Below are 21847 nucleotides of genomic sequence, written 5' to 3'. Positions count from 1 at the left end.
GACAGATAGGGGCACGTCGTTCAACTTCACCGTTCTGCAACAATACAATCTCTGCGTATCCGCACGATTTTGATGCTTTCGGTTCGCTGGAGACCGCTATCCTATGCAAGAATCACTCTCCATTCAACAAGCCAGAAAGCTGGTTCTGCTATCACAGAGGCTGCCGCCGAGGAATCAAGCCGGTCATGCATCTGCAGCGACACTATCGGCGATTGAACACCTTGGCTATATCCAGATCGATACCATCTCCGTCGTTCAGCGTGCCCATCACCACACCCTATGGAATCGCAATCCTCGTTATAAGGCGTCTCAGCTCGAGCAGTTGCTTGCCGACAAACAGGTTTTTGAATACTGGTCTCATGCGGCTGCCTACCTACCCTTTCGTGACTACCGGTTCAGCCTGCCTCGCAAACGTGCTTTTGCAACTGGTAAGCAGAGTCACTGGTATGAGCGCGATGAGCAGATGTTGAAATGGGTGCTGAAGCGCATTGCCACCGAAGGCCCTTTAATGGCCAAAGATTTTGAGCATACCGGTAAAAAGATCGGTGAATGGAAAACCAAACCAGCCAAACGCGCCCTGGAATATCTGTTTATGCAGGGGGATCTGATGGTGCCGTGCCGTGTCAACTTTCACAAGGTTTATGATCTCACCGAGCGGGTACTGCCAGAAGGTACCGACACCACCATGCCTGAGCCAGAGGAATACGCCCGATTTCTGATTACGCGATATTTGTACGCCAATGGCTTGGGTCAGTCTGCCGAAATAGCCTATTTGCTGAAGGACACAAAGCCGCTTGTTTCTGCGACCTTGGAGGACATGGTTTCTACCGGAGAGCTGCTACTGGTTTGTGTCGCTGGCACGCTCTACCATGTGTTGCCAGCCTCACTGGAGCTGCTCAGTAAACCGTTGGCCCGCAGCAAACTCAAAATACTCTCGCCATTCGACAATCTTGTCATTCAGCGCCAGCGTATGAAGGCGCTGTTTGGATTTGACTATCTAATTGAGTGTTATGTCCCTAAGTCCAAACGCCAATATGGCTACTTCTCTCTACCCATTCTTTGGGATGGAAGGCTGGTCGCTCGAATGGACTGTAAAAATGAGAGGAACGAGTCACTACTGCATATTCATCATCTCGCATTGGAACCCACGGTCTTGAGAACTGATGCGTTGTTCCTTGCCTTGCGAAAGGAATTAGAATCATTCCTGCAATTCAATCACTGCAACAAGCTCAGGCTGCACAAAACCTCCCCAGCAAAAGTTCAACCGGAGTTGCAGACTCTGATCAATGATTTAACGAGATGAAGCCATGCGGATTCAAGAAGCAAAGACGTATCGCAACAGCACCACTCTAAATGGACTCTTTCACCTTTAATGAATACCGACAGAGAAACACGGCATAAACCACTGTTAACAGAGAGCTTTCCTCAACGCGAACGGTAGCCCTAAGCTAAAGGTACGCCGCCAGCTTGTGCGGCTTGCCCCATCATCTCAACGGCCAATGTATTTACTGCTGGTGGAGTCTGCCGCCCAAACCCTTCGTGAACCGATTGCCACGTTCGTGCTGCTGCTAGCCATTGTTCTAGTGACGCCGCCAATCTTTGAGCGATTGAAGCTCCCCGGCTTGGTCGGGTTATTAGTGGCAGGGGTGATTTTCGGCAGTCTGGGCTGGCTCAAGTCTGACAGTGAGACGATGAAGCTCTTGTCTGAGATGGGCAAAATTTACCTCATGTTTGTGGCGGGGCTCGAAATTGATTTAGAGCAGTTTCAGAGAACGCGCAATCGCTCTCTCAGTTTTGGGCTGCTGACCTTCGCAATTCCCATGGTGGGCGGCATTGCCGTGGGACTGCTGTTCAACTTCGGTTGGCTAGCTGCCGTTTTGATTGGTTCTTTGCTCGCCTCGCATACGCTGCTGGCCTATCCCATTATCCAGCGGCTCGGCGTCATGGCAGATGAGGCGGTCACGATTACCGTCGGAGCAACCATTTTCACTGACATCGGTGCCCTCTTGGTTTTGGCGATCTGTTTGGGTGTTAATCAAGGGGACTTTACTCTCCTCAAGCTTGTGATCATGCTGGGATCTCTGACGGCCTATACCCTTGCGGTGCTCGTGGGTCTCCGGCGGTTTGGGCATTTCTTTTTTCGCAAGACGGGCCAAGATGAAGGCAACCAGTTCCTATTTGTGCTGCTTGCAGTTTTTCTCTGTGCGGTGGTGGCACAACTCATTGGGGTCGAAAATATCATTGGCGCTTTCCTGGCCGGACTGGCGATCAACAGCGTGATCGGAGATGGCCCCGTCAAAGAAAAGACAGAGTTCTTAGGCAGCGTGCTGTTTATTCCCATGTTTTTTATCAACATGGGGCTGCTTTTAGATCTCGAAGCTTTCGGTGGCATCTTCGCCTCTATCCAGCTACCGCTCGTGGTGGTGGGGGCTTTGCTGCTGACCAAGATGCTGGCGTCCCTCGGCACCAAACTGCTCTTTGGCTATAGCTGGCCCCAATTCTGGATGATGTGGTCGCTGTCAATCCCTCAGGTGGCGGCGACGCTGGCAGCAGCGCTGGTGGGCTATGAAGCCAACATTATTGATATTCAGATGTTCAACAGCGTCATCTTGCTGATGCTAGTGACATCGATTCTGGGACCGCTGGTGACCACTCGATTTGCTCGCCAGCTCGCGGCCCAGACGAGCTTGACCCAGGATCTTTCCTTTGATTGGCTCCCTCTCCCTAGCCATGCTTCTGAGTCTTTTACGGTGGTGGTGCCCGTCTATAACCCCAGAACAGAGCAGTCTTTAATTGAGCTAGCTGCACTCATGGCGAGCTACGAAAAAGGTCGAGTTGTGCCCTTAGCGATCGCCCTGGCTCAGTCCAATATGGATGCGCCACAGCTAGAGCGATCCATGCTTCACTGTCGTCGGCGACTGCAGGCAGCAGAGGCGATCAGTCAGTCTTTTGATGTACCGCTGGTTCCGCGGCTGCGTCTTGACCATCATGTCGCTCAGGCCATTAGCTATGTCGGCTGGGAAGAAGAGGCAAAGGTGATTGTGTTGGGTATGGGGCAATCATCACGGTTAGGGGCCCGCTTGTTGGGCTCTGTTCAGGATGATGTAATGCGAATGGCGCACTGTTTGGTAGTGGTGGCACGGTTGCTCACTTCCCCTGTGCAGTTCAAAACAATTCTGCTGCCAATTGAAAATCCCAGCCCAGATATGTTGAGAGTTTTGCGCTTAGCCCAGGTCCTGGCGGTGGCGAATCACTGTCAGGTTACGATGCTGCACGTTTGCAGCCCTCGCGCTTCTGAGATCCACCGCACCCGCATTCAAAAACAGCTGGAGACTTTAGCGGCGCGGTTACCGACTGCCGGGGGTGAACTGCAGATTCAAGTGATTGTAGAAGATGCATCGATGGCTGTAATTGCTCGGGTTGCAGAGGATTATGATTTAGTGATGTTGCGATCGCAACGTCAATTCAGCAACGGTTTTCGCATGGGAACCAGCACCCGAACGCTTTTAGAGCAGCTCTCTGGCTCTGTGATTCTAGTGAACGAACCCTACCCCCAGCGCCGTGGATAAAGTCCTGTGGCGATTTTATCCTTTCTGAAAATCCTGTTAGGGTGGGGGTTGCCTGATATGAGTGCGTCAAGGCTGCCGTTAAGAGATTTCTACTGATTAATGCCTGAACAAGTGCTGAAGAGGCTTGCCAATATTTGGGTCCGCAGCTTTCATTCCCCTTTGAGAACTCTGGTCGCGACACTGGGCACGGTGGGGCTAGGCACTTGTTTGCTCGTTCTGGTTGCGATCGCAAAGCTCTCTAACGAAGTGCTAGAGCAAGAAGCTTTTGCCTTTGATCAAACCACACTGCTCTGGATTCACCAGTTTGCCAATCCAACATTGGATGCTGTGATGCTCACGATTACCCACCTTGGCAATCCTGTGATTGTCGTGCCGGTTTCAGTGGGCAGCTTTGCATGGCTCTGGTGGCAGCGCCATCGAGCTGAAGCCTATGTTTTTGGTCTGAACTGCATCGGTGGAGCCATTCTGGGTATTGGACTCAAGCTCGTCTTCGGCAAAGTTCGTCCTCAGCTATGGCCGCAGCTGATCAACGAAACAACCTTTAGCTACCCCAGCGGTCATGCACTGGGATCGATGATCCTCTATGGATTTCTTGCCTATGTGTTAGCCACCCTCTACCCTCGATTTTCAGTGGTCTTCTACAGTCTTGCCAGTCTCTTGATCAGCACTATTGGCCTCAGTCGGCTGTATCTCGGGGTTCACTGGCCCACCGATATTATGGGCGGCTATGGCATTGGCTTTCTGTGGTTAAGCATCTGCGTCACGCTGCTGAAGCTCCAGAAACTGCGCTCCCCTCAAGTTAAGAGGCCAAATGAAGAACGTTTTCGTAGTGACGATTTTGCAGAGCCGAACTAGCTCCAATCGCCACGCTGTCGAGCGGATTCTCGACAATGTGAACCATCAGGCCCATCTCTTGACGCAGCAGCGCGTCAAGACCGGGGATCAGAGCGCCGCCCCCAGTCAATAACAAACCGCGATCGCAAATATCAGACATCAGCTCTGGCGAAATTTGACCCAGAACCTGTTTAACGGTCTTCACAATGGCCGATAAGGGTTTAGCTAGGGCAGCCCGTAGATCCCCGCGCTGAATTTTGACGGTTCCTGTAAGCCCCGTACGCAACAGCAGGCCCACGACTTCAACAGGGGTATTGTCGAGGGCATTATCCGGCACCGCAGAGCCGTACTTGATCTTCAGACTCTCAGCCATCAACTCCCCAATACGCAGGTCGTGGGTGTGTCGAAAATAGTCTTTAACTGCTTGGTCCAGACTGTTCCCCGCAATCGGGATCGCAGCATTGGCCACGATGCCCAACAGGCTGACAACGGAGACTTCAGTAGTTCCCCCACCCATATCAATAATCAAGTTACCCATGGGTTGATTAACCGGCAAACCCGCTCCGATTGCGGCGGCAATTGGCTCGTCAATTAGATAGGCTTTGCGCGCGCCGGTCTGTAGTACTAAATCAGTCAAGGCCCAGCGTTCGACCTCGGTAGCGCCACTGGAGCAGCCAACGGCAATGCGCGGATTCAAGACGCGAGCGCCAGCCCGCTCCAAGAAGTGCTGCAGCATCAGCTTAGCCAGATCAAATTCAGCCACCACACCATTACAGATGGGACGTTCTACCCTCACATCGCTGGCATTGCGTCCCAGCATCTGCCGCGCACCGGCACCGATGGCGAGTGGCTCCTGCGTTTCTGCCTGCATCGCCAAGATCGACGGCTCGCGCACCACAATGCCCTGCTCAGGAATATGGATCACCGTGTTTGATGTTCCTAAATCAATCCCAATGTCATAGGATAGTCGACCGAAGCGTTTTAGAGATTGCAGCCAAGATCGAGATTTAGATGGCATGGCTGGCGAGTCCCAGCCAGCTGCCTGGGGGATGGTGTAGGTCATGATGAGGTACCCGTAGGGGAGTGGCGTTCAGTAGAGAAAACGACCGTTCGTTTGACGAAAAGTTAGAGAAGAATAAGCGAAAGATGCGCCCTGACTACTCACAAGTCAAAGCCCTTATCTCTATTGAAACGTAGAAATTTGTGATCTGCCATCAGTCCTGAGATAGAGCAGGGCTTGGATAGCCGAATTTAAGGATTTCTTCTGTTTAACGCATATGGGGCAGCAGCCAGCGCTGACGACACTTGATGTCTACTTGGCTCTAGCAGACCAGGATAGAGTTGGATTCAGGTGCGTGTTGTAGGACGCTAAAGTAAGATTTTGTGCCCCGTATGAGCTGACACTATGATGCTTCCTTCCTGGCTCGGTCGTGCTCGATTTTGGGGTGCTTTACTTGCGATCGCACTCACCCTTTGCCCTCCGGCCTTAGCTCAGTCCGACCCTAGCCCCTCGCCCTCTGCGGCACCTGCGATCTCGCCAGAACCGGTACCCACGGGCGTAATCACAATGCCAGAGTCATTAGAGTCTTGGGTGGTTCTGCAGGGGAAGCAGCTCTTTGAAATTAAAGCCGGGGTGGGGTCTTTTTCGCCCAAGTTTCGGGCCCAAACTATTTCAGAACGCTTACTAAAGCTGGCAAAACGCAACGATCTCAAAGTTGACGCGCTGACGATTGTTGACAACCAGCAGACGCAAACCACAGATATCAGAATCGACAACGAAACCCTCGTCACGATTTTAGATGCCGATGCAAAAGCCGCCAACACCACCCGGCAGCAGCTTGCAGAGACCAATCTGAGCGATATTAAAGCCGCCGTCCAAGCCTACCGAGAGTCTTTTCAACTTCAGAACATTTTGCTGGGGCTGCTGTATGCCACGCTGCTCACCATCGTCACCGTGGGCCTCTTCACCCTCGCCAACCGCAGTATCGCCATCCTCAACCGTAATCTCAGAACCTGGCAGGGCAATCGCATCCGGGGACTGCGGTTGTTCAGGGCTGAGATCGTTCCGGCTGACCGCGTGGTTGATGTCCTAACAGAGGTACTCAAGCTTCTAAGGCTCACGGTCTTTGTACTACTCGGGATCATCTACCTCAACCTGATTCTGAGCTTTTTCCCCTGGACTCAGGGAGCGGCACGGCGACTCTTTAAGTTCATGGGCTGGACTCTGGAGCGATTTTGGGGGCAGATTGTCACCTACCTACCCAATCTATTCTTCTTGGGGCTGATTATCGTCCTAACGAACTATACCCTGCGGCTGATCCGGTTCTTCTTCACTCAAATTCGCCGTGGTGTCATCAATATCCCAGGCTTTTATCCTGAATGGGCAAAGCCGACCTACAACCTGGTGCGTTTTGTAGTGATTGCCCTCGCCGCCACCATTGCTTTCCCCTACTTGCCAGGTGCCCAAACGCCAGCTTTTCAGGGGATTTCAGTCTTCATCGGCGTGCTGTTTTCCCTAGGTTCCAGTGGCGCGGTGGCGAACTTTGTAGCCGGGATCATCTTGACCTATTCGCGGGCTTTCGTGGTGGGCGATCGCGTCAAAATTAGCGACTCTATCGGCGATGTGGTGGAAAAAACCCTGCTGGTCACCCGCATCAACACCATTAAGAACGTGATCGTCACTATCCCGAACGCCATGGTGTTGGGGAGCCACATTATCAACTACAGTGGCTCGGTCCGCGATCCCAAGACGCCCCCGCTGATTTTGCACACGACGATTACGCTGGGTTACGACGTGCCCTGGCGTAAAGTACATAAGGTCTTGATCAAATCGGCTCAGGCCACCGAACACATCCTGGAAGATCCGCTTCCCTTTGTGCTCCAGACGAGCCTGGATGACTTTTACGTCAGCTATGAACTCAACGCCTACACCCGAAACCCAGCGATCATGGCGAAGATTTACTCAGAGCTGCATCAGCATCTACAGGATCAGTGCAATGAGGTCGGCATCGAAATTTTGTCGCCGCACTATTCTGCCGCCCGCGATGGCAATCAACTGGCGGTCCCAGAAGAGTATTTCCCGAAGGACTATCAAGTCCCTGGATTTCGGATCTCGCCGCTGGCAAACTTCTTCAAACAGGATCATCATCCGCCGGTCGACGAGTCTTCCAATCCCCCCTCTCCGTAACTGATATATTACTCAACCTCACAATGCAGCAATTTCTTGAACCATTGAGGCCGCTTCTCGCTCACCCCTTTCTCCCCCAGCTTGCAGAGGTTCTAATTGGCATCATCGTCATCACAATTATCTTTCGAGCGATTAGCGCCTCACTCTCTCACTACATTCGAGGTGCTGATACCCGCTATCGCTCTCGTAAGCTAGTTACTTTAGTGAGCTATCTGCTGATGCTGTTGTTCGCGGCCAGCGTATTTAGCGACAGTCTTGGCCAGTTGACGGTGATTTTTGGCGTCGTGGGTGCCGGAATTGCCTTTGCACTACAGGAGGTGATTGCCAGCTTAGCGGGCTGGTCCGCGATTTCGCTGGGGCAGTTCTACCGACCGGGCGATCGCGTTCAGGTTGGCGGCATTACCGGAGACGTGATTGACATCAGCATTTTGCGCACGACGCTCATGGAGTGTGGAGCCTGGGTAAAGGCCGATCTCTACAGTGGCCGGATTGTCCGAGTGGCCAATAGCTTTGTCTTCAAGGAACCCGTCTACAACTACTCTAGAGACTTCCCGTTTCTGTGGGACGAGATTACAATTCCGGTCAAATATGGCTGCGACCATCGTTTGGCCCGTCGAATCTTGCAGCAGGTTGCTAAAGAGCAGGTCGGCGAATACTCAGCCAAAGCTCAAAAGCACTGGAATCAGATGGTCAAAAAGTTTTTGATTGAAGATGCCCAAGTCGAACCCACCGTCACTCTGCTGGCCAACGATAACTGGATGGAGTTCACGATTCGCTACGTTGTCAACTTCAAGAAGCGCCGCATCACGAAAGATCTCTTGTTTACCCAAATCTTAGATGAGATTGACAAGACAGATGGGCAGGTTGCTTTGGCTTCTGCGACATTCCATCTAGTCGAAACACCAACCTTTAACGTGAGCCTCACCAATCAGGGGAATAGTCAATATCTGGGTCAGTAGGCACAGCGTATAGGACAGCGATAAGCCATGACGATTGAATCCGTTTCGATGAGTTTAGAGATTACTGTTGTTATCCTCAATGGTATTTTGACCAGCGTGTGTCAGCTATTGGCTCTATTCGTGATTTTGACGGGTGTGGTCAAAGCGTTCTTTATCTTCCTTAAAAATGCTTTTCTGCAGCCCCACACTCAAACTGCTTTTCAGCAGAGTCGTCTAGAAATGGGCTACTCCTTCTCTTTGGGACTCAGCTTTTTAATTGGAGCCACCATTCTCAAAACCATGATTTCGAGTCAGTGGGAAGATATCGGACGCTTAGCCATTATCATTGGCGTTCGGACTGCTCTCAATTTACTCTTGGAAAGAGCAATCGCAAAGTCGTAAGTCTGTCCTCTTTTTAAAACCCCATGACCGAATTTCTGTCAGAGATCAAGACAACCCTGCTAGAGCTAGTAGGGAAAGGCGTTGCCACCTTACCTGGCTTTCTGTTCGGCATCTTCATTTTGGTGGCCACACGGTATCTGGCCGGTGTCGCCCAACGGGTGGCCTCGCGGGTGGCGGCACAGGCGATCAAAAGCACATCGCTACGGCTGCTGATCTCACAGACGAGCTTCGTATTGGCCTGGACCGTGGGTATCCTCGTTGCCTGTATCGCAGCATTTCCTGGGCTAGCGCTGGGAGACATCATTGGCCTGCTGGGTTTAGGTTCTGTGGCCATTGGTTTTGCCTTCCAGGATATTTTCAAAAACTTTTTGGCCGGGATTCTGCTTTTGCTACAGGAGCCGTTTTCTTTAGGCGATCAGATTATCGTTGAAGACTACGAAGGCACCGTAGAGGGCATCGCGCTGCGTTCAACTCAGATTCGCACCTATCAAGGTGAGCTGATTGTGATGCCCAACTCCATTGTGTTCACGAGTCCGGTGCAGGTGCTGACGAAAAAGCCGCAGCGCCGGACGGATCTAGAAATTGGCGTGGACTACAATACGCCTCTGCCAATGGCGAGGGATACGCTCTTAAATGCCCTCAATGATATTGAAGGAATCCATCTCGACCCGTCTTCTGAAGTCGATATTGTGGGATTCGGCGATAGCTCGATTGATCTGGTGGTTCGCTACTGGACCGCGCCCCAAATTGCCCAGGTACGACGAATTAAGACGAAGGTGATGATTGCACTCAAGCAGGCTTGCGATCGCAACAACATCTCGATTCCCTACCCGATTCGGACGGTGTATATGTTTGACCAAGAGAAATTTGATGATCACATGGAAAGCGGTGATCAGACTCTCGCTCAGCAAGGAGAAAATTAATGGCGATCGCCGCCGATAAGTTAGAGAAACCCAACTGGTTTGCCACGACCTTTCAGCTTCAGGGCTCAGTCGTGCTGATGGTTTTGCCGCGAATTCTTGCTTTCTGTGGCTTTGCGGGTTTTATTGCCCTCATCAATGCCTTAGAGTATCCAATTTACCTAGAAAAGCTGGGCGGCCTGACCACGAATGTGATCTTCAACCTCGTCCTTGGCCTCCTGATTGTCTTTCGCACCAACACCTCCTACGACCGCTTTTGGGAAGGTCGCAAGGCTTGGGGGGCGTTGGTTGTTAACATTCGCAACCTAGCCCGTGAACTACAGATTGGCGTGGATGCCGATCCGGCTGAGAAACGGGACGCGATTCGGCTGCTGTCTGCCTTTGCGATCGCAACCAAACTCCATCTGCGTGGCGAAGCCCCCAGCGATGAACTCAAAGCATTAATCACCCCCGCGCAAGCAGAACAGCTCAAGACCTCAAAGCATTGTCCCCTCGACATTGCGTTTTGGATTCGCAGCTATCTCCAGCAGCAGCTAGAGGCAGGTCAAGTAACCGAGACGCTAGTGGCCAATGCCAACGCCATGCTCAACAGCCTTATTGAAGGCGTAAGCAGCTGCGAACGGATTATTACCACTCCTATTCCCATTGCCTATCGTGTTTTTCTGAAGCGTTTGATTTTGATTTACTGCATTGGTCTGCCCTTCAGAACCGTTCCTGAATTAACCTGGTGGTCGGTCCCCATTATGGCTATTGTCAGCTTCTTGCTGCTGGGCGTAGAAGAAGTGGGGCGTGAGCTAGAGAATCCATTTGGGTGCAACGCTAATGACCTACCGCTGGACGACATCTGCACCACCATTGTTAACAATGTCGAAGGCGTTCTGGCCTTGGGTGGCAATACTGACTCACCGATAGTGGAACCAAATCTGCAGGCCGCAAGCTAGAGCCTAGGACATTGATATAGAGCAATACGCGTCTGAGTTAGGGCAGCCCTTCCTGAGCGGACATGGTGTTCAACCATTTTAATATCCTCATCAATATGCGTACCGCTATATCGGGTTGGCTGATAACACTTTCTCCTTTGGCGGTGGGCATCGCAGCTACAAAGACAAAATCGCTGCGCGGATTATCGAAAGCCTTAATGTGTATAGTCTGCGGAGGCAGACTTCGTTCTTAGTAGGCGCGAATTCTATTCGCCAGCTTCTCTTCAGTCTTCTGCAGAAAGCTAATGGATGGCCCTAATTTTATGCTGCCGTAGCCAGTCTCGAATCTCTGTGGCTAGACCAGGCTCACCTTGCTGCTCAAACAGATCTGCCGCCCTTTGCCCATCTGCCAGCGCTCTAGCCGGGTCGCCGATCTCTAGGTGCAGCGTGCTGCGATTGGCATAGGCTTCGGCCATCGTCGGCTGGAGTTGAATGGCACGGTCAAAATCCTGTACTGCTTGCTCAGAGTGGCCCGCTGAGTAATGCGCAACGGCACGATTGTAGTAAATCTCAGGGTTTTTGGGAGACAACATCAAGGCCCGATCATAGTCAGAGATGGCGCTGGGATAGTCGCCCAGAAGTGCTTTTTTAATGCCCTCAGAATGCAAAGCTAAGGAGCGGTCTTCGATGGCAGCTGCAATGCCCCCTGGAGCGCGAAGCCCCTCGGGACTAGCAATGCCGGGTTTGATTAACCCCATTTGGGTCACGAACAAAGCGACACCGCTGAAGACAGCCGTGATTCCCAATAGCCAATAGATGCGATGTGAGGTACCCATATTTCTGTTCTAACGCTATGAACAGAAATCGCCCGCCGATAGACATAATTCGTATTGACGCTCTGCTCCCCATCGTGACGCTCGACAGCGAAAGGGATCCCTCGCGACGGGCTTGGGTCCACCGCCTCAATTTCAGCCCTGAAGTAGATGACAGAGAGACCCCAAAATGCTTGAGTAGAGATTACGGGTTTGTTACTGAAGCTGAGGTATCGCTGAAGTTTTCTTCGCCTCAAACTCAACGGTCAATTCAATGTTTCACTGTAGGAAAAAGTCTCATGAAGCCTAAATTCTTTTCCTGGTTAATCGTCGGTCTGGCCAGCGCTGTTAGCATTCCGCTGCTGGCAAACAAGACACAAGCGGCTGAGAACATTCGCGTCAGTTACAAAGGTGAAGAGGTCACCGTCAGCCAGTCAGAGATTAATACTTTCTCTGAAACTGGAACGATTCCGACGGCTTTGCAAGATCTGTTGAATACTGACGAGGCTTTACCCACCACGTTCCGCAATATCTTGACCCGCGACATTCAGATTCCGACATTCGTGGAGAACTTTTTGCAGAGCAAGAATGGTGAGTTTTTGTTCCTGCAGCTCGACAAGGCCATTAGCAGTTCCTCCGGTCGGACAGAGGCAGATCTAGAGGCGCTGAAGTCAGCGGTCTTAGATTCAATCGACGATCGCCAAGTCTCCTTTCTTGAGATCATCGATCGGCACCCTATGGATACGATTCGAGTCGATCTCACCAACCTAGAGAGCACCTACAACGATGTCAGTGGTTTTGTTGAGAAGGTTCTACCGGCCTTAGAAGTAGCGAAAGGCGTTCTGCAAGATATCGTTTGTGACTGCGATCCTGCTCAAGAGGCGTCTAACACGTCTACCGTTCAGCCGGTCAAAGATGGAGCGCATTCTTACCGTGACGCGACCACCCATGCGAACTGCAATAAGGCGACAACTCTGACTAAAGCGGTTCCGCTCCCGGATGAGACCGTTCTGACAGATGAGACCGCTCTGACGGAGGAGACGTTTCAGTCTTTGCTCAAGTCTCTAGACCCTCAGCCGGTCGATCAGTAGTGCCTGAATCGGCCAGCTTTGGTGACAAAATCCTATATTGCGGAGTTTAATCATGTCATTTCTGCGCTCGAATATCGTGCGTTTGTGGGGACTTTCAGCAGCGGCAGCGTTGGCCATCTCAGCCGTTACGATGCCTCGTCCTGCTGCTGCGGCAGAGAAAGTGGTGCTGACCTTTGGCTCTTTTGGCCGGACGCTGACGCTCAATGAGCTAGAGACGTTTGTTGAAACCGGTAAGACTTCTCCTAATCTGAAGTTCTTGTTACGGGCGTCAGGTCAGGATCCTGAGCAAGCCCGTAAGTTTATGACGCAGGAGGCCAAGGTTAGCCTGACGCTGGCCGACAACCTCTTGCACAAGATTCCGGGCGAGTACATCTTGTTCCAAACGGGTGAAGTTCTCCATACGCCAACGCGGCGGAGCAATATTCAGGCGTTGCGATCTTCGATTCTGCTGTCTTTGAGCGACGATGGTGAAATTTCGTTTCTTGAGTTTCTGCAGCGCTATCCCACCAACGATCTGGTTGTGGATGGCTTTCAGTTGGCGCAAACGGCGGGGCGAGTCAATCGGTTCATTAGCAGTGCAGAAGAAGACCTGAAGGTGCCACTTGCGATCGCAACTGATCTGATTGAAACGTTTGTTTGCGACTGCAACCCAGGCGCTTCGGCACCGAGTCGCTCGCAGCCCACACCCCAGTAAAACCTCTGGACGATGCTTCCTGGGCACCCTTGGGCATACTCAGTAAAACCCTGAAATGCTCTGGTGAGAAGCGTCAGCGCACTACGTCTGATCTTCCAGCTCACCCTCCCCGGGTTCAGGCAGCGCCTCGATTAAGCTGAGGGGCAGCGAAGACTGGCTCAGCGCGGCGGCGTAGTCAGATGAGAGATACGTTTGATAGCGCGGCTGCTGGGCGGCATGGGTTTGCATAAACGCTGTACTCAGCGCCCCAATATAGGTGCGGGCCAGTTCTGGGGACGGTCCAATAATTTGAGGGGACGTAGGAATCGGTTCTGCTGCTGCTTCCTCTGGCTCGTCGATGGTGGAAAAATGCGTGCTTTTCCTAATCAAGGCCAAATATTTCTGGGGGCTAGTCAGCCAAGAGAAAGGCCGGATTTGCTCCGGTAATGCAGGGGCAATGGTGTCGGCATTCCCCGTTACCACCATGATCGGAACTTGAATTTTTCCCATGCTCGCGGGGCCGAACAAACTGCTGCCGACAGGGTTAATGGTGATCGCCGCCCTAATGCGTGGGTCAGCAAGCTGATAGTCTCGGCCCGCGAGTCGCAGCGCCTGACACTGGAGCACCAGCGACAGGTTGAGTGTGTCTGCAAGATTCTGGCGGCAGTCCTGCTGCAGTCGATTAAAGTTGAGCGGTGCTCCCGCCAGCGCTAGGGCGGTGTAGCCCCCGAACGATTGGCCAATAACACCCACCTGCTTGAGGTTGAGCCTGTCTTTGAAAGTGGGGTCAGTTTGCGATCTCATCTGCAAATCATCGAGCAAGAACTTAACATCTAGCGGACGATCGACAAATTCAGTGGCACTGGGCACCTCGCTGGCGCGGCCCGCCAGCAAATCTAAAAGCTGGTCCGTATTGCTGCCGGTATGTTCCGGGACCGCCACTGCAAACCCATGAGACGCTAGATGTTCAGCTAAATAAGCATAGGACTGACGATCGGAATTTAGCCCGTGGGAAATCACAATTACGGGGCGGGGACCAGGGGTACCTTGGGGCAGATACACATCAACGGGAAACGGGCGAGACTTGCCCGCATAATCGAGCCGCAGTGGTGTACTGTCTTCTAGATTAAGGGAGACTTTTTTCGAGGTAAACGCACCGGCTGTGGCGAGACTGCGGCCTGCAGCCGTCAGCGCTGGGGGTGGTGTAACCTCAGCGGTGGCTTCAATTGAGGCCACGGCCTGATCTGTCTTTTGGATCAGCTTGCGCCCTTGGGAAAACGTGCTTAAGCCTTCGGCCAGGTCAACTTGAATCCCTTCAGTGGGGTAGGCCTTGAGCAGATTGAGAAACGTTAGCCCTTCGGGATCCGCCGCCGCCAAAATTAACGCAGCACGTAGGGCAAAGAATCCACCGACGCCAGACTTGGGCTGTACCACTTTCTCAGCCCGCTTTAGGAGCTGTTCACCAACGGGAGCATATAGAAACTGGGCAATCGAGACGGGGGTTAGCGTCGCTCGCTGCTGCAGAGCGGCCCGGAACTGGCGTCGGCGTTCAGGCTTAAGATAGCGGAGATAGATCCCGAGATCGCCCGTGACCCTGCCCTCTTTGGCGTAGACTTCCAGCGCTTTGACCGAAACCGATCGCTCGAAAGAACCATAGGAAGCATAGATACGCTCAGCCGCCTGAGCAGACGTGATGCCAAAGGAGGCTATTCCGAAACTCATTGTCCACAGCAGGAAAGTGGGAAAAGGGGGCAGGACTCGCTTCATAAAACTCCGAGATGCAAAAAGTCTAGGGCCATCATAGTTGTCTGTGACGATCTCCCTTGTTGTCCAGGTTCCAGTTACGATGGTCCCTGACCCACCTGCCTCCGCAGGAGGAGCGTTGCTAACGGTGATCGCAAGTTTCAGAGACCCGATTGGCTTTTAAATCCAAAATGGGGTGATCATTGACCGCTGCCACGATATGATCGACGGGTCATTTAACCACCACTAGAAACCTCTTACCTAATTGCTATGGACATTCCTGCTGGTCAGCTTCTTCTACGTCGTTCAATTGCGGTGAAGGTTGTCGTCACGCCTCGCTGGAAAGATGAAGCGCAAGAACAGCTTCAAGTTCAAATTAATCAGTTTGATGGTCAACTACAGCAGTTAGATCAGCAAGTACAGCAGATGATTGGTGAACTGCAGAAGCAGAAGGTCCAAATTATTGGAGCCGAGACCCCCTCGTCCGACGAGACCCAAGCTCAAATTCAGAACATTCAGATTCAGGCCAACAATGCCAAGAGCGAACTGCTAGAGAAAAAGAACCAAGTTCTGCAGCAGCTCAACCAGGTACAAAGCCTCCAAATGGAAGAACAGGTCGAGCAGGGACAAATCGACAGCTTCTTCTACGCCAAAAAAGGGGACAACCTGATCGGCAGAATGCAGGTGGAAGTGCTGCTCCGAGATGGTGTGATTGAAGACATCACGGGTGAACTATAGTCCGAGTTATTCAACGCTGCATTGCCCTACCCCCTAATTCTGGGGGGAAAGTCCCGACGATTGGGGGTGTTCCTGGAAATACTTTCACTAGGCTAACTGGCGAGGGAAAATCATGAGCATGACTGATGATTGGCGCACGAAAAGTCAGCCGATCCCTCCCGGTGGTCGCTATCCTGCGGGGGACTACTGCAGTCACTGTGGTCTATGTGATACCTACTACGTGGCTCATGTTAAAGATGCCTGTGCCTTTTTAGGGGATGGGATGCAGAAGGTTGAGACCTTAGAGCCTCAGGTGCATGGCCGCAGCCGCAAAGATAATCTAGAGCGGCGATTTGGTGTCTGTACTGCCATGCACACCGTCAAAATGGATCCGCCCGTGGCAGGCGCTCAGTGGACGGGGGTGGTGACCTCACTTGCGATCGCACTTCTCGAAAACGACTGGGTTGATGGCGTCATCTGCGTTCAGAGTGATCCAGACGATCGCTTTAAGCCCAAGCCCGTCATAGCCACCACCGTCGAAGAGATTATGGCGGCTAGAGGGGTCAAGCCAACGTTATCCCCTAACCTCAATATCTTGGCCCTACTGGAGGAAAGCAACCTAAAGCGCATCCTGTTCTGCGGCGTTGGGTGTCAGGTTCAGGCACTCCGCAGCGTCGAACATCACCTCAATCTGGAGCAGCTTTACGTTATTGGCACCCACTGCGTCGATAACGGCAAACGAGAGGGGCTAGATAAGTTCTTAGAGACCACCAGCGATAGCCCAGAGACCGTCAAGCACTATGAGTTTATGCAAGATTATCAGGTGCATCTGAAGCACACCGATGGTCATACGGAGAAGGTGCCCTATTTCTGTTTGCCTACAAAGGAACTCAACAACGTCATTGCTCCCTCTTGCTATAGCTGCTTTGACTATATGAATGGTCTGGCGGATCTGGTGGTGGGCTATATGGGGGTGCCCTATCAAAATGTGCCGATGACGGAGCATTACCAACAAGTCACGATCCGCAATAAGAAGGGCGTGCAGATGTTTGAGTTAATCAAGCCGAAGGCATCGATTGAGTCGGTTGAAATGGAAGGCGATTGCCGCAATTTTGTGCTGCAAACCGTTTTTCAAGAAGAGAGAGCCAGCAATTCCAGGCTGCCCAAGTTTATCGGCAAATGGTTGGCGGCCGCTTTGACGAAGTTTGGACCGCAGGGGCTAGAGTTTGCGAAATATTCCATTGACTACCACACGATCCGAAACTATCTGTTTGTGAAGCGTCACTGGGGCACAAAGGCAGACCAGCACATTCCCGGCTATTCCAAAGCGATCGTGAAGGAATACGATCAGAATGACAAAATTTCGCGGCTGCTTCGGTAGCTGCTGTGCTAAATCCTGAGACTATTATGCGTTTGCCCTCATATCTTTAGGAGTTGAGGGCTGTTTTTAGGCTTCTGCTGACACATCTATGAGCTTAGAGGGTCATCCTAAGTATTGAGATGATCTTGAATTAGCGCTCGGTCGATGCTTTCCAACACACCCACTACTTCTAAACGGCAGAATTCTGTCGCAGAGCTGGTCATTGTTTTAGGACTAGCTTTCGGCCAGTTTATCCTAGTCTCTCTGCAGAGCTTTTTCTATCGTGTTTTTCAGATTCCTGGTGCTGAGCAGCCGATTGTTTTTACAGATGAGCTCTTCATTAACCTGATCGGCTACGAGATTGTCGTTGGTCTACTCTGTTGCACAATTCTGGCTGCTCGGGGCTGGACCTTGAGCGACTTTCATCTGCGCCCAAGCTGGAAGCTGACGGCAGTGGGGTTTTTGCTGGTGGCGGCAGACTATGCGTTGTATAACACCAGTCATTTTCTGGCGGGGCTAGTCTTCGGCGTTCAAATGCTGGAGTCTGTGCAGTTTGAGTATCATGTCAGCTTAGGCATAGCCGCGCTGCTTTCGATTGTTAATCCTTTATTTGAAGAACTGTTTGTAGTGGGCTACGCGATACCAGTCGTAGAGGGATTGAGCAACGTGAGAGTTGCGATCGCATTTAGCACCATCCTTCGTCTGATCTATCACCTTTACCAAGGGCCGATGGCTTTTGTCCGAATCTTACCGATGGGTTTAATATTTGCCCTGGTTTACTGTCGGTGGCGCAAACTCTGGCCCCTACTGGTTGCCCATGCCGCTCTGGATTTTCTGCCATTGACCTTTGGGTGAGTTAGGACTTGAAGTCTAGGAGTTGCGATCACCGAAGGTGGGTCAGAGACCATCGCAACTCCTTCCGAAACCCCGAATCTAGATACTGCCGCTGATGGGCCTGCCACTGCTGCCAAAGCTGCCAGCGTTCCTGCTGAAAATACTGCGCCAAAGACGGGATCTTCTGCGCCCAGTCTATCCCTAAATCCTGGGTCAAGAACTGATCGAGAACCATCTGATCCTGTAGGTGGCCCAACTGATCCTGAATCAGCCGAAATTCACGTGTTTGCTGCCTGAAGTCCTGACCATAAAAATCCATAAAAAACTCAGTTTGGTACCGCACCCCTTTCATCTGCTTTCGCAGATCGTGCAGCAACGGCTCCCAACGGTAAAAATTTTGGTTGAGGGTAGATAGATCTGAGATCTCTTGAGGAACGACCGTTCCCTGCTGCACAGTAACCGCCACCATCCAGGCAGGATGGAGGAGCAGCTCAGAAATCAATGGCAGCAGCAGATCTGGCAAAACAGTCTGGATCGGCAACTGGGCAATGGCTGTGTACTGCGGGTGCTGCAGCCAGCCCTTAAGCATGCTCACAAAGGCACGATACTGCTTACTCTTCAGCAGCCGCTGCATCTGGGCGAACTGCGCCCCACGTCGTATCTGCAAGCGCTGGAGTAATAGCTGCAGCTCCAGCGCCTCGGCAGGTGTCAACGAGGTTTGCTGTAGGTACTGCTGAAACCAGATGTAGAGCACATCTAAATCTCGCACACGCCCTAACTCTTTGGCGATTTTGGAGATCTTGCGGTTTTCTATGGGAGCCGCGATGGCCTCTGACCCACCTTCGGTGATCGCAGGCGCAAAAACCTGTAACGCCGTCCGCAATCGCCGCATCCCCACCCGCATTTGGTGTAGGGGTTCAGGATCAAGATCACGCAACACATCCGCTTTGTACTTGACAGATTTTTTGAAATGTTTCTGAATCGCCTGATGAGCACAATCACCAAATGTTGGGATGGGTTGTGTAACCCGCCCCTTACCGCTTGTCTTTCTCACTTGTAGAGCTTCTGTTTTCATGAATCTTCAAATTCGTTTCAGCCGATTCATGCCCCGATCTTTTCGAAAGAGATAGCTTAGTCAGTGATACCCTGCAAAATCTTTAACTCTCTTCTTCAGCAGAATCCTCACGAATTTTCAGCTCTTTTTTACTAACCTTTAGCTCTTTCCAAAGGGCTTTTACATCTCGATAGGCTTGGTCTGGAGAAATTTTGCCGCCCGTTTCTAGCGCACAAATATAGCTAACTTTCTGGGCAAATTCCTGCAGATTTGAGTTAAACGCTAGATTCTCGGGTGTAAACTTTCCCTGATAGCGACTTTGGGGATAGAGAAGCCGGTCCCTGTCGTCTCGTCGTGGTGAATCGGATTTGGACACGATATAACCACTTGCCTCAAGAGAATTTTCTTTTCCCATTGTAGCCAAAATACATCGGTTGCAAACAACAGAACCGTAGAAATTATCGTTCTGTGAAGGTTGCAAACATTGATCGTCATCAATCTGCCCCTGAGCCAGAATATAATCCTTTTTTGAGAGATTTTCGCAAATCCGCCCTGGGAGCTGGGTTCATCAAAAACCAAGGGTTATGGAAACGTTAACCCGGTCTTTACCATGATGTTCCCGCAAAAGCTTTAATATCAAGCCATCAATGTGGTGTATAGCTTCGGAAAATCTATGAGCCTTCAAGTTCGATCAACGGGACGCCTATCCTGGGCTCTCGGGTTACTGGTAGCGCTAGGTGCGACTGCCTGTGGTGGTGATGTAAGCGAGGCCCCCTCAACATCTGACGCAGGCGGCGACAGTGCTGGCAGCGATTTGAGCGCTAGCTTAAGTGGCGCCGGAGCTTCCTTCCCAGCCCCGCTCTATCAGCGTTGGTTTTCTGAGTACAATAAAGAAAATTCTGGTGTTCAAGTCAGCTATCAATCTGTTGGTAGTGGTGCGGGTGTTGAGCAATACTTATCTGGCACCGTAGATTTTGGAGCTAGTGATGCGCCTATCAAAGATGAAGAGCGCGCGAAGTTTACTGAACAGTATCCAGAGGGGCCGGTTCAGGTTCCGATGACCTCAGGAAGTGTTGTGTTCGCCTTCAACCTACCGGGTGTTGAAGAGCTGAAACTCTCTCGAGAAGACTACTGCGGCATCGTCACAGGCAAAATCAAGACTTGGGACGACCCTGCTATCACGAAAGCCAATCCTGACGCCACTCTGCCCAGTCAACCCATCAGTTGGGTTCATCGTTCCGACGGTAGTGGTACAACCTTTTTGTTCACCACCCACATAGAAGCAGCCTGCTCAGACTGGCCTGCCGGCAGTGGTAAGTCAGTCGAGTGGCCCGTGGGCACGGGTGCCAAAGGCAACGAAGGAATTACGGCTCAGATTCAGCAAACCGAAGGTGCGATCGGCTACGTTGAATATGCGTACGCCAAAGAAAACGGCCTTCCAGCGGCTGCCATTGAGAATAAGTCCGGAAACATTATTGCACCAACGCCAGAGTCAGCCGCCCTGGTATTCCAAGGCGAGACCGTACCCGACGACTTTGCACTCGTGGTTCCTGACCCAGAAAATCCTGATGCCTATCCGATCGCAGGACTGACTTGGCTACTGCTGTATCCAAAGTATGAAGATGCCAACAAAGCCAAAGCCCTCAAGGCGGTAATGGATTGGTCTCTCACCGACGGACAAAAGTTCGCAGAAGAGTTGGGCTACATTCCTTTAGAGGCTGACCTGATCGAGCGTGTTAAGGAAAGAATCAGCTATCTCGGCGAAGGCTAAGATAGCTGCTAACTGATATAGCCGTTATTACATAGACGATCATTATGGACTCGCTAGCAGACAAATCTGTAGCTCAATCTCAGCCGCAACTCGCTCAAAATCGAGATTTCTCTTGGTTTGTCAATCGGGTCTTCTATGGCATGACGGCTATCAGCGCAGCCAGTATCGCCCTGATTCTGCTGTGGATCACAGTTGAATTATTTACAACAGCATTACCTGCCGTCCAAGAATTTGGTTTAGGGTTCTTGATCACAACCCGATGGAATCCCGTCGAAAGTATCTACGGGATGCTGCCTCAAATATATGGAACAGTGGTGAGTGCGATTTTGGCCCTTCTGATGGCGGTTCCGCTGGGGGTTGGGGTTGCGATTTTTCTCAGTGAAGACTTCCTGCCGACTAAGGTTCGTACTCCCATCGCCTTCATGATCGAGCTGTTGGCCGCCATTCCAAGCGTTGTTTACGGCTTGTGGGGCATTTTTGTGCTAGTCCCGGCCATCCTGCCGGTGCTCGGTTGGTTTCACGACACTCTGGGCTGGATACCGCTGTTCAACACGCCACCACAAACGCGGGCCATGCTGCCCACGGCAATGGTTTTAGCGGTGATGATTTCACCGATTATTATCTCTTTATCTCGGGATACTCTTACTTCTCTACCGCCACAGTTGCGAGCAGGCTCATTAGCTCTAGGCGCAACTCGCTGGGAAACCATCCTCAAGGTTTTGCTTCCTGCCGGACTCTCCGGCATTATTGGATCAGTGATGCTTGCCTTAGGACGGGCGCTAGGCGAGACGATGGCGGCGGCCATGCTCATTGGCAACGCCAACCAAATCAAAAGTTCTATTTTGGCTCCTGCGGCAACCATTGCGTCTCTGATTGCAAATCAGTTCGCAGAGGCAACAGGACTGCAGGTGGCCTCTCTCATGTATTCTGCTCTGATTTTGATGCTGATAACGCTGAGCGTCAATATGTTGGCAGAAGTGGTTATTAACCGCTTCCAACAGGTCGAATAGTTCCTTCATTAC

At 51.8% G+C, this 21847-nt stretch carries 20 protein-coding genes; 15 read left to right on the top strand and 5 right to left on the bottom strand.

Features of this window, described 5'->3' with window-relative positions; all coding sequences use genetic code 11:
• The first annotated feature begins 103 nt into the window (after positions 1–103).
• The 3 genes from C1752_RS17625 (at position 104) to C1752_RS17615 (ending at position 4424) form a co-directional block, all read left to right on the top strand.
• Positions 104–1303, top strand: a complete 1200-nt coding sequence (locus C1752_RS17625; RefSeq protein WP_110987374.1) for a winged helix-turn-helix domain-containing protein — start codon at positions 104–106, stop codon at positions 1301–1303.
• Positions 1304–1499: 196 nt separating this feature from the next.
• On the top strand, positions 1500–3569 hold the full coding sequence (locus C1752_RS17620) for a cation:proton antiporter domain-containing protein (protein WP_110987373.1): 2070 nt from the start codon (positions 1500–1502) through the stop codon (positions 3567–3569).
• A 111-nt stretch (positions 3570–3680) separates the two neighbouring features.
• On the top strand, positions 3681–4424 hold the full coding sequence (locus C1752_RS17615) for a phosphatase PAP2 family protein (protein WP_110987509.1): 744 nt from the start codon (positions 3681–3683) through the stop codon (positions 4422–4424).
• Here the strand turns inward: C1752_RS17615 and C1752_RS17610 are convergent.
• The gene (locus C1752_RS17610) at positions 4369–5466 is read right to left on the bottom strand and encodes a rod shape-determining protein (RefSeq protein WP_110987372.1); all 1098 of its coding nucleotides are present in this window, start codon (positions 5464–5466) and stop codon (positions 4369–4371) included. The two genes, C1752_RS17615 and C1752_RS17610, sit on opposite strands and share 56 nt — an antisense overlap.
• Before the next feature lie 342 nt (positions 5467–5808).
• Between C1752_RS17610 and C1752_RS17605 the strand changes: the two genes are divergently transcribed.
• From C1752_RS17605 to C1752_RS17585, 5 genes are read left to right on the top strand one after another with little or no spacing between them, the layout of a single operon-like run.
• Positions 5809–7590 (top strand): mechanosensitive ion channel family protein, encoded by a 1782-nt coding sequence (locus C1752_RS17605; RefSeq protein WP_110987371.1) that lies wholly within the window; start codon positions 5809–5811, stop codon positions 7588–7590.
• Positions 7591–7613: 23 nt separating this feature from the next.
• Positions 7614–8549 carry a mechanosensitive ion channel family protein gene (locus tag C1752_RS17600; protein WP_110987370.1) on the top strand — a complete coding sequence of 312 codons (936 nt, stop codon included), beginning with the start codon at positions 7614–7616 and terminating at the stop codon, positions 8547–8549.
• Between the two features lie 27 nt (positions 8550–8576).
• The gene (locus tag C1752_RS17595; RefSeq protein ID WP_110987369.1) at positions 8577–8930 is read left to right on the top strand and encodes a DUF1622 domain-containing protein; all 354 of its coding nucleotides are present in this window, start codon (positions 8577–8579) and stop codon (positions 8928–8930) included.
• A gap of 23 nt (positions 8931–8953) precedes the next feature.
• Entirely contained in the window at positions 8954–9853 is a 900-nt protein-coding gene (locus tag C1752_RS17590) for a mechanosensitive ion channel family protein (RefSeq protein WP_110987368.1), read from the top strand.
• Positions 9853–10791 carry a bestrophin family protein gene (locus C1752_RS17585; RefSeq protein ID WP_110987367.1) on the top strand — a complete coding sequence of 313 codons (939 nt, stop codon included), beginning with the start codon at positions 9853–9855 and terminating at the stop codon, positions 10789–10791. Before C1752_RS17590 ends, C1752_RS17585 begins: the two co-directional genes overlap by 1 nt.
• 281 nt (positions 10792–11072) lie before the next feature.
• On the opposite strand, the gene C1752_RS17580 is transcribed toward C1752_RS17585, so the two are convergent.
• Positions 11073–11606, bottom strand: a complete 534-nt coding sequence (locus tag C1752_RS17580; protein ID WP_110987366.1) for a tetratricopeptide repeat protein — start codon at positions 11604–11606, stop codon at positions 11073–11075.
• A gap of 275 nt (positions 11607–11881) precedes the next feature.
• Here C1752_RS17580 and C1752_RS17575 point away from each other — a divergent pair, with 275 nt between their 5' ends.
• Both C1752_RS17575 and C1752_RS17570 read left to right on the top strand, forming a co-directional pair.
• On the top strand, positions 11882–12673 hold the full coding sequence (locus C1752_RS17575) for an alpha/beta hydrolase (RefSeq protein ID WP_110987365.1): 792 nt from the start codon (positions 11882–11884) through the stop codon (positions 12671–12673).
• A 52-nt stretch (positions 12674–12725) separates the two neighbouring features.
• Positions 12726–13367 carry an alpha/beta hydrolase gene (locus C1752_RS17570; protein ID WP_110987364.1) on the top strand — a complete coding sequence of 214 codons (642 nt, stop codon included), beginning with the start codon at positions 12726–12728 and terminating at the stop codon, positions 13365–13367.
• Between the two features lie 81 nt (positions 13368–13448).
• Here the strand turns inward: C1752_RS17570 and C1752_RS17565 are convergent, their stop codons facing one another.
• Positions 13449–15113, bottom strand: a complete 1665-nt coding sequence (locus tag C1752_RS17565; RefSeq protein ID WP_110987363.1) for an alpha/beta hydrolase — start codon at positions 15111–15113, stop codon at positions 13449–13451.
• Positions 15114–15359: 246 nt separating this feature from the next.
• Between C1752_RS17565 and C1752_RS17560 the strand changes: the two genes are divergently transcribed.
• From C1752_RS17560 to C1752_RS17550, 3 genes are all read left to right on the top strand, one after another.
• Positions 15360–15827 (top strand): YlqD family protein, encoded by a 468-nt coding sequence (locus tag C1752_RS17560; protein WP_110987362.1) that lies wholly within the window; start codon positions 15360–15362, stop codon positions 15825–15827.
• Positions 15828–15939: 112 nt separating this feature from the next.
• Positions 15940–17187, top strand: coding sequence for a Coenzyme F420 hydrogenase/dehydrogenase, beta subunit C-terminal domain (locus C1752_RS17555; protein WP_110987361.1), 1248 nt, complete (start codon positions 15940–15942; stop codon positions 17185–17187).
• 144 nt (positions 17188–17331) lie between these two features.
• Positions 17332–18021 carry a CPBP family intramembrane glutamic endopeptidase gene (locus C1752_RS17550; RefSeq protein WP_110987360.1) on the top strand — a complete coding sequence of 230 codons (690 nt, stop codon included), beginning with the start codon at positions 17332–17334 and terminating at the stop codon, positions 18019–18021.
• Between the two features lie 28 nt (positions 18022–18049).
• Here C1752_RS17550 and C1752_RS17545 read toward each other — a convergent pair whose 3' ends face one another.
• Positions 18050–19075 carry a CHAD domain-containing protein gene (locus C1752_RS17545; protein ID WP_110987359.1) on the bottom strand — a complete coding sequence of 342 codons (1026 nt, stop codon included), beginning with the start codon at positions 19073–19075 and terminating at the stop codon, positions 18050–18052.
• A gap of 82 nt (positions 19076–19157) precedes the next feature.
• Complete coding sequence (locus tag C1752_RS17540) at positions 19158–19430, bottom strand: DUF7219 family protein (RefSeq protein WP_110987508.1); 273 nt, start codon at positions 19428–19430, stop codon at positions 19158–19160.
• Between the two features lie 297 nt (positions 19431–19727).
• Between C1752_RS17540 and pstS the strand changes: the two genes are divergently transcribed.
• Positions 19728–20825 carry a phosphate ABC transporter substrate-binding protein PstS gene (gene pstS / locus C1752_RS17535; protein WP_110987358.1) on the top strand — a complete coding sequence of 366 codons (1098 nt, stop codon included), beginning with the start codon at positions 19728–19730 and terminating at the stop codon, positions 20823–20825.
• A 44-nt stretch (positions 20826–20869) separates the two neighbouring features.
• Complete coding sequence (gene pstC / locus C1752_RS17530; RefSeq protein WP_110987357.1) at positions 20870–21835, top strand: phosphate ABC transporter permease subunit PstC; 966 nt, start codon at positions 20870–20872, stop codon at positions 21833–21835.
• Positions 21836–21847: the final 12 nt, after the last annotated feature.

The organism is Acaryochloris thomasi RCC1774 (genome assembly GCF_003231495.1).
Lineage (GTDB): Bacteria > Cyanobacteriota > Cyanobacteriia > Thermosynechococcales > Thermosynechococcaceae > RCC1774.
The sequence above is the reverse complement of the archived record's forward strand: the minus strand, read 5'-3'. Positions and strand labels throughout refer to the sequence as shown.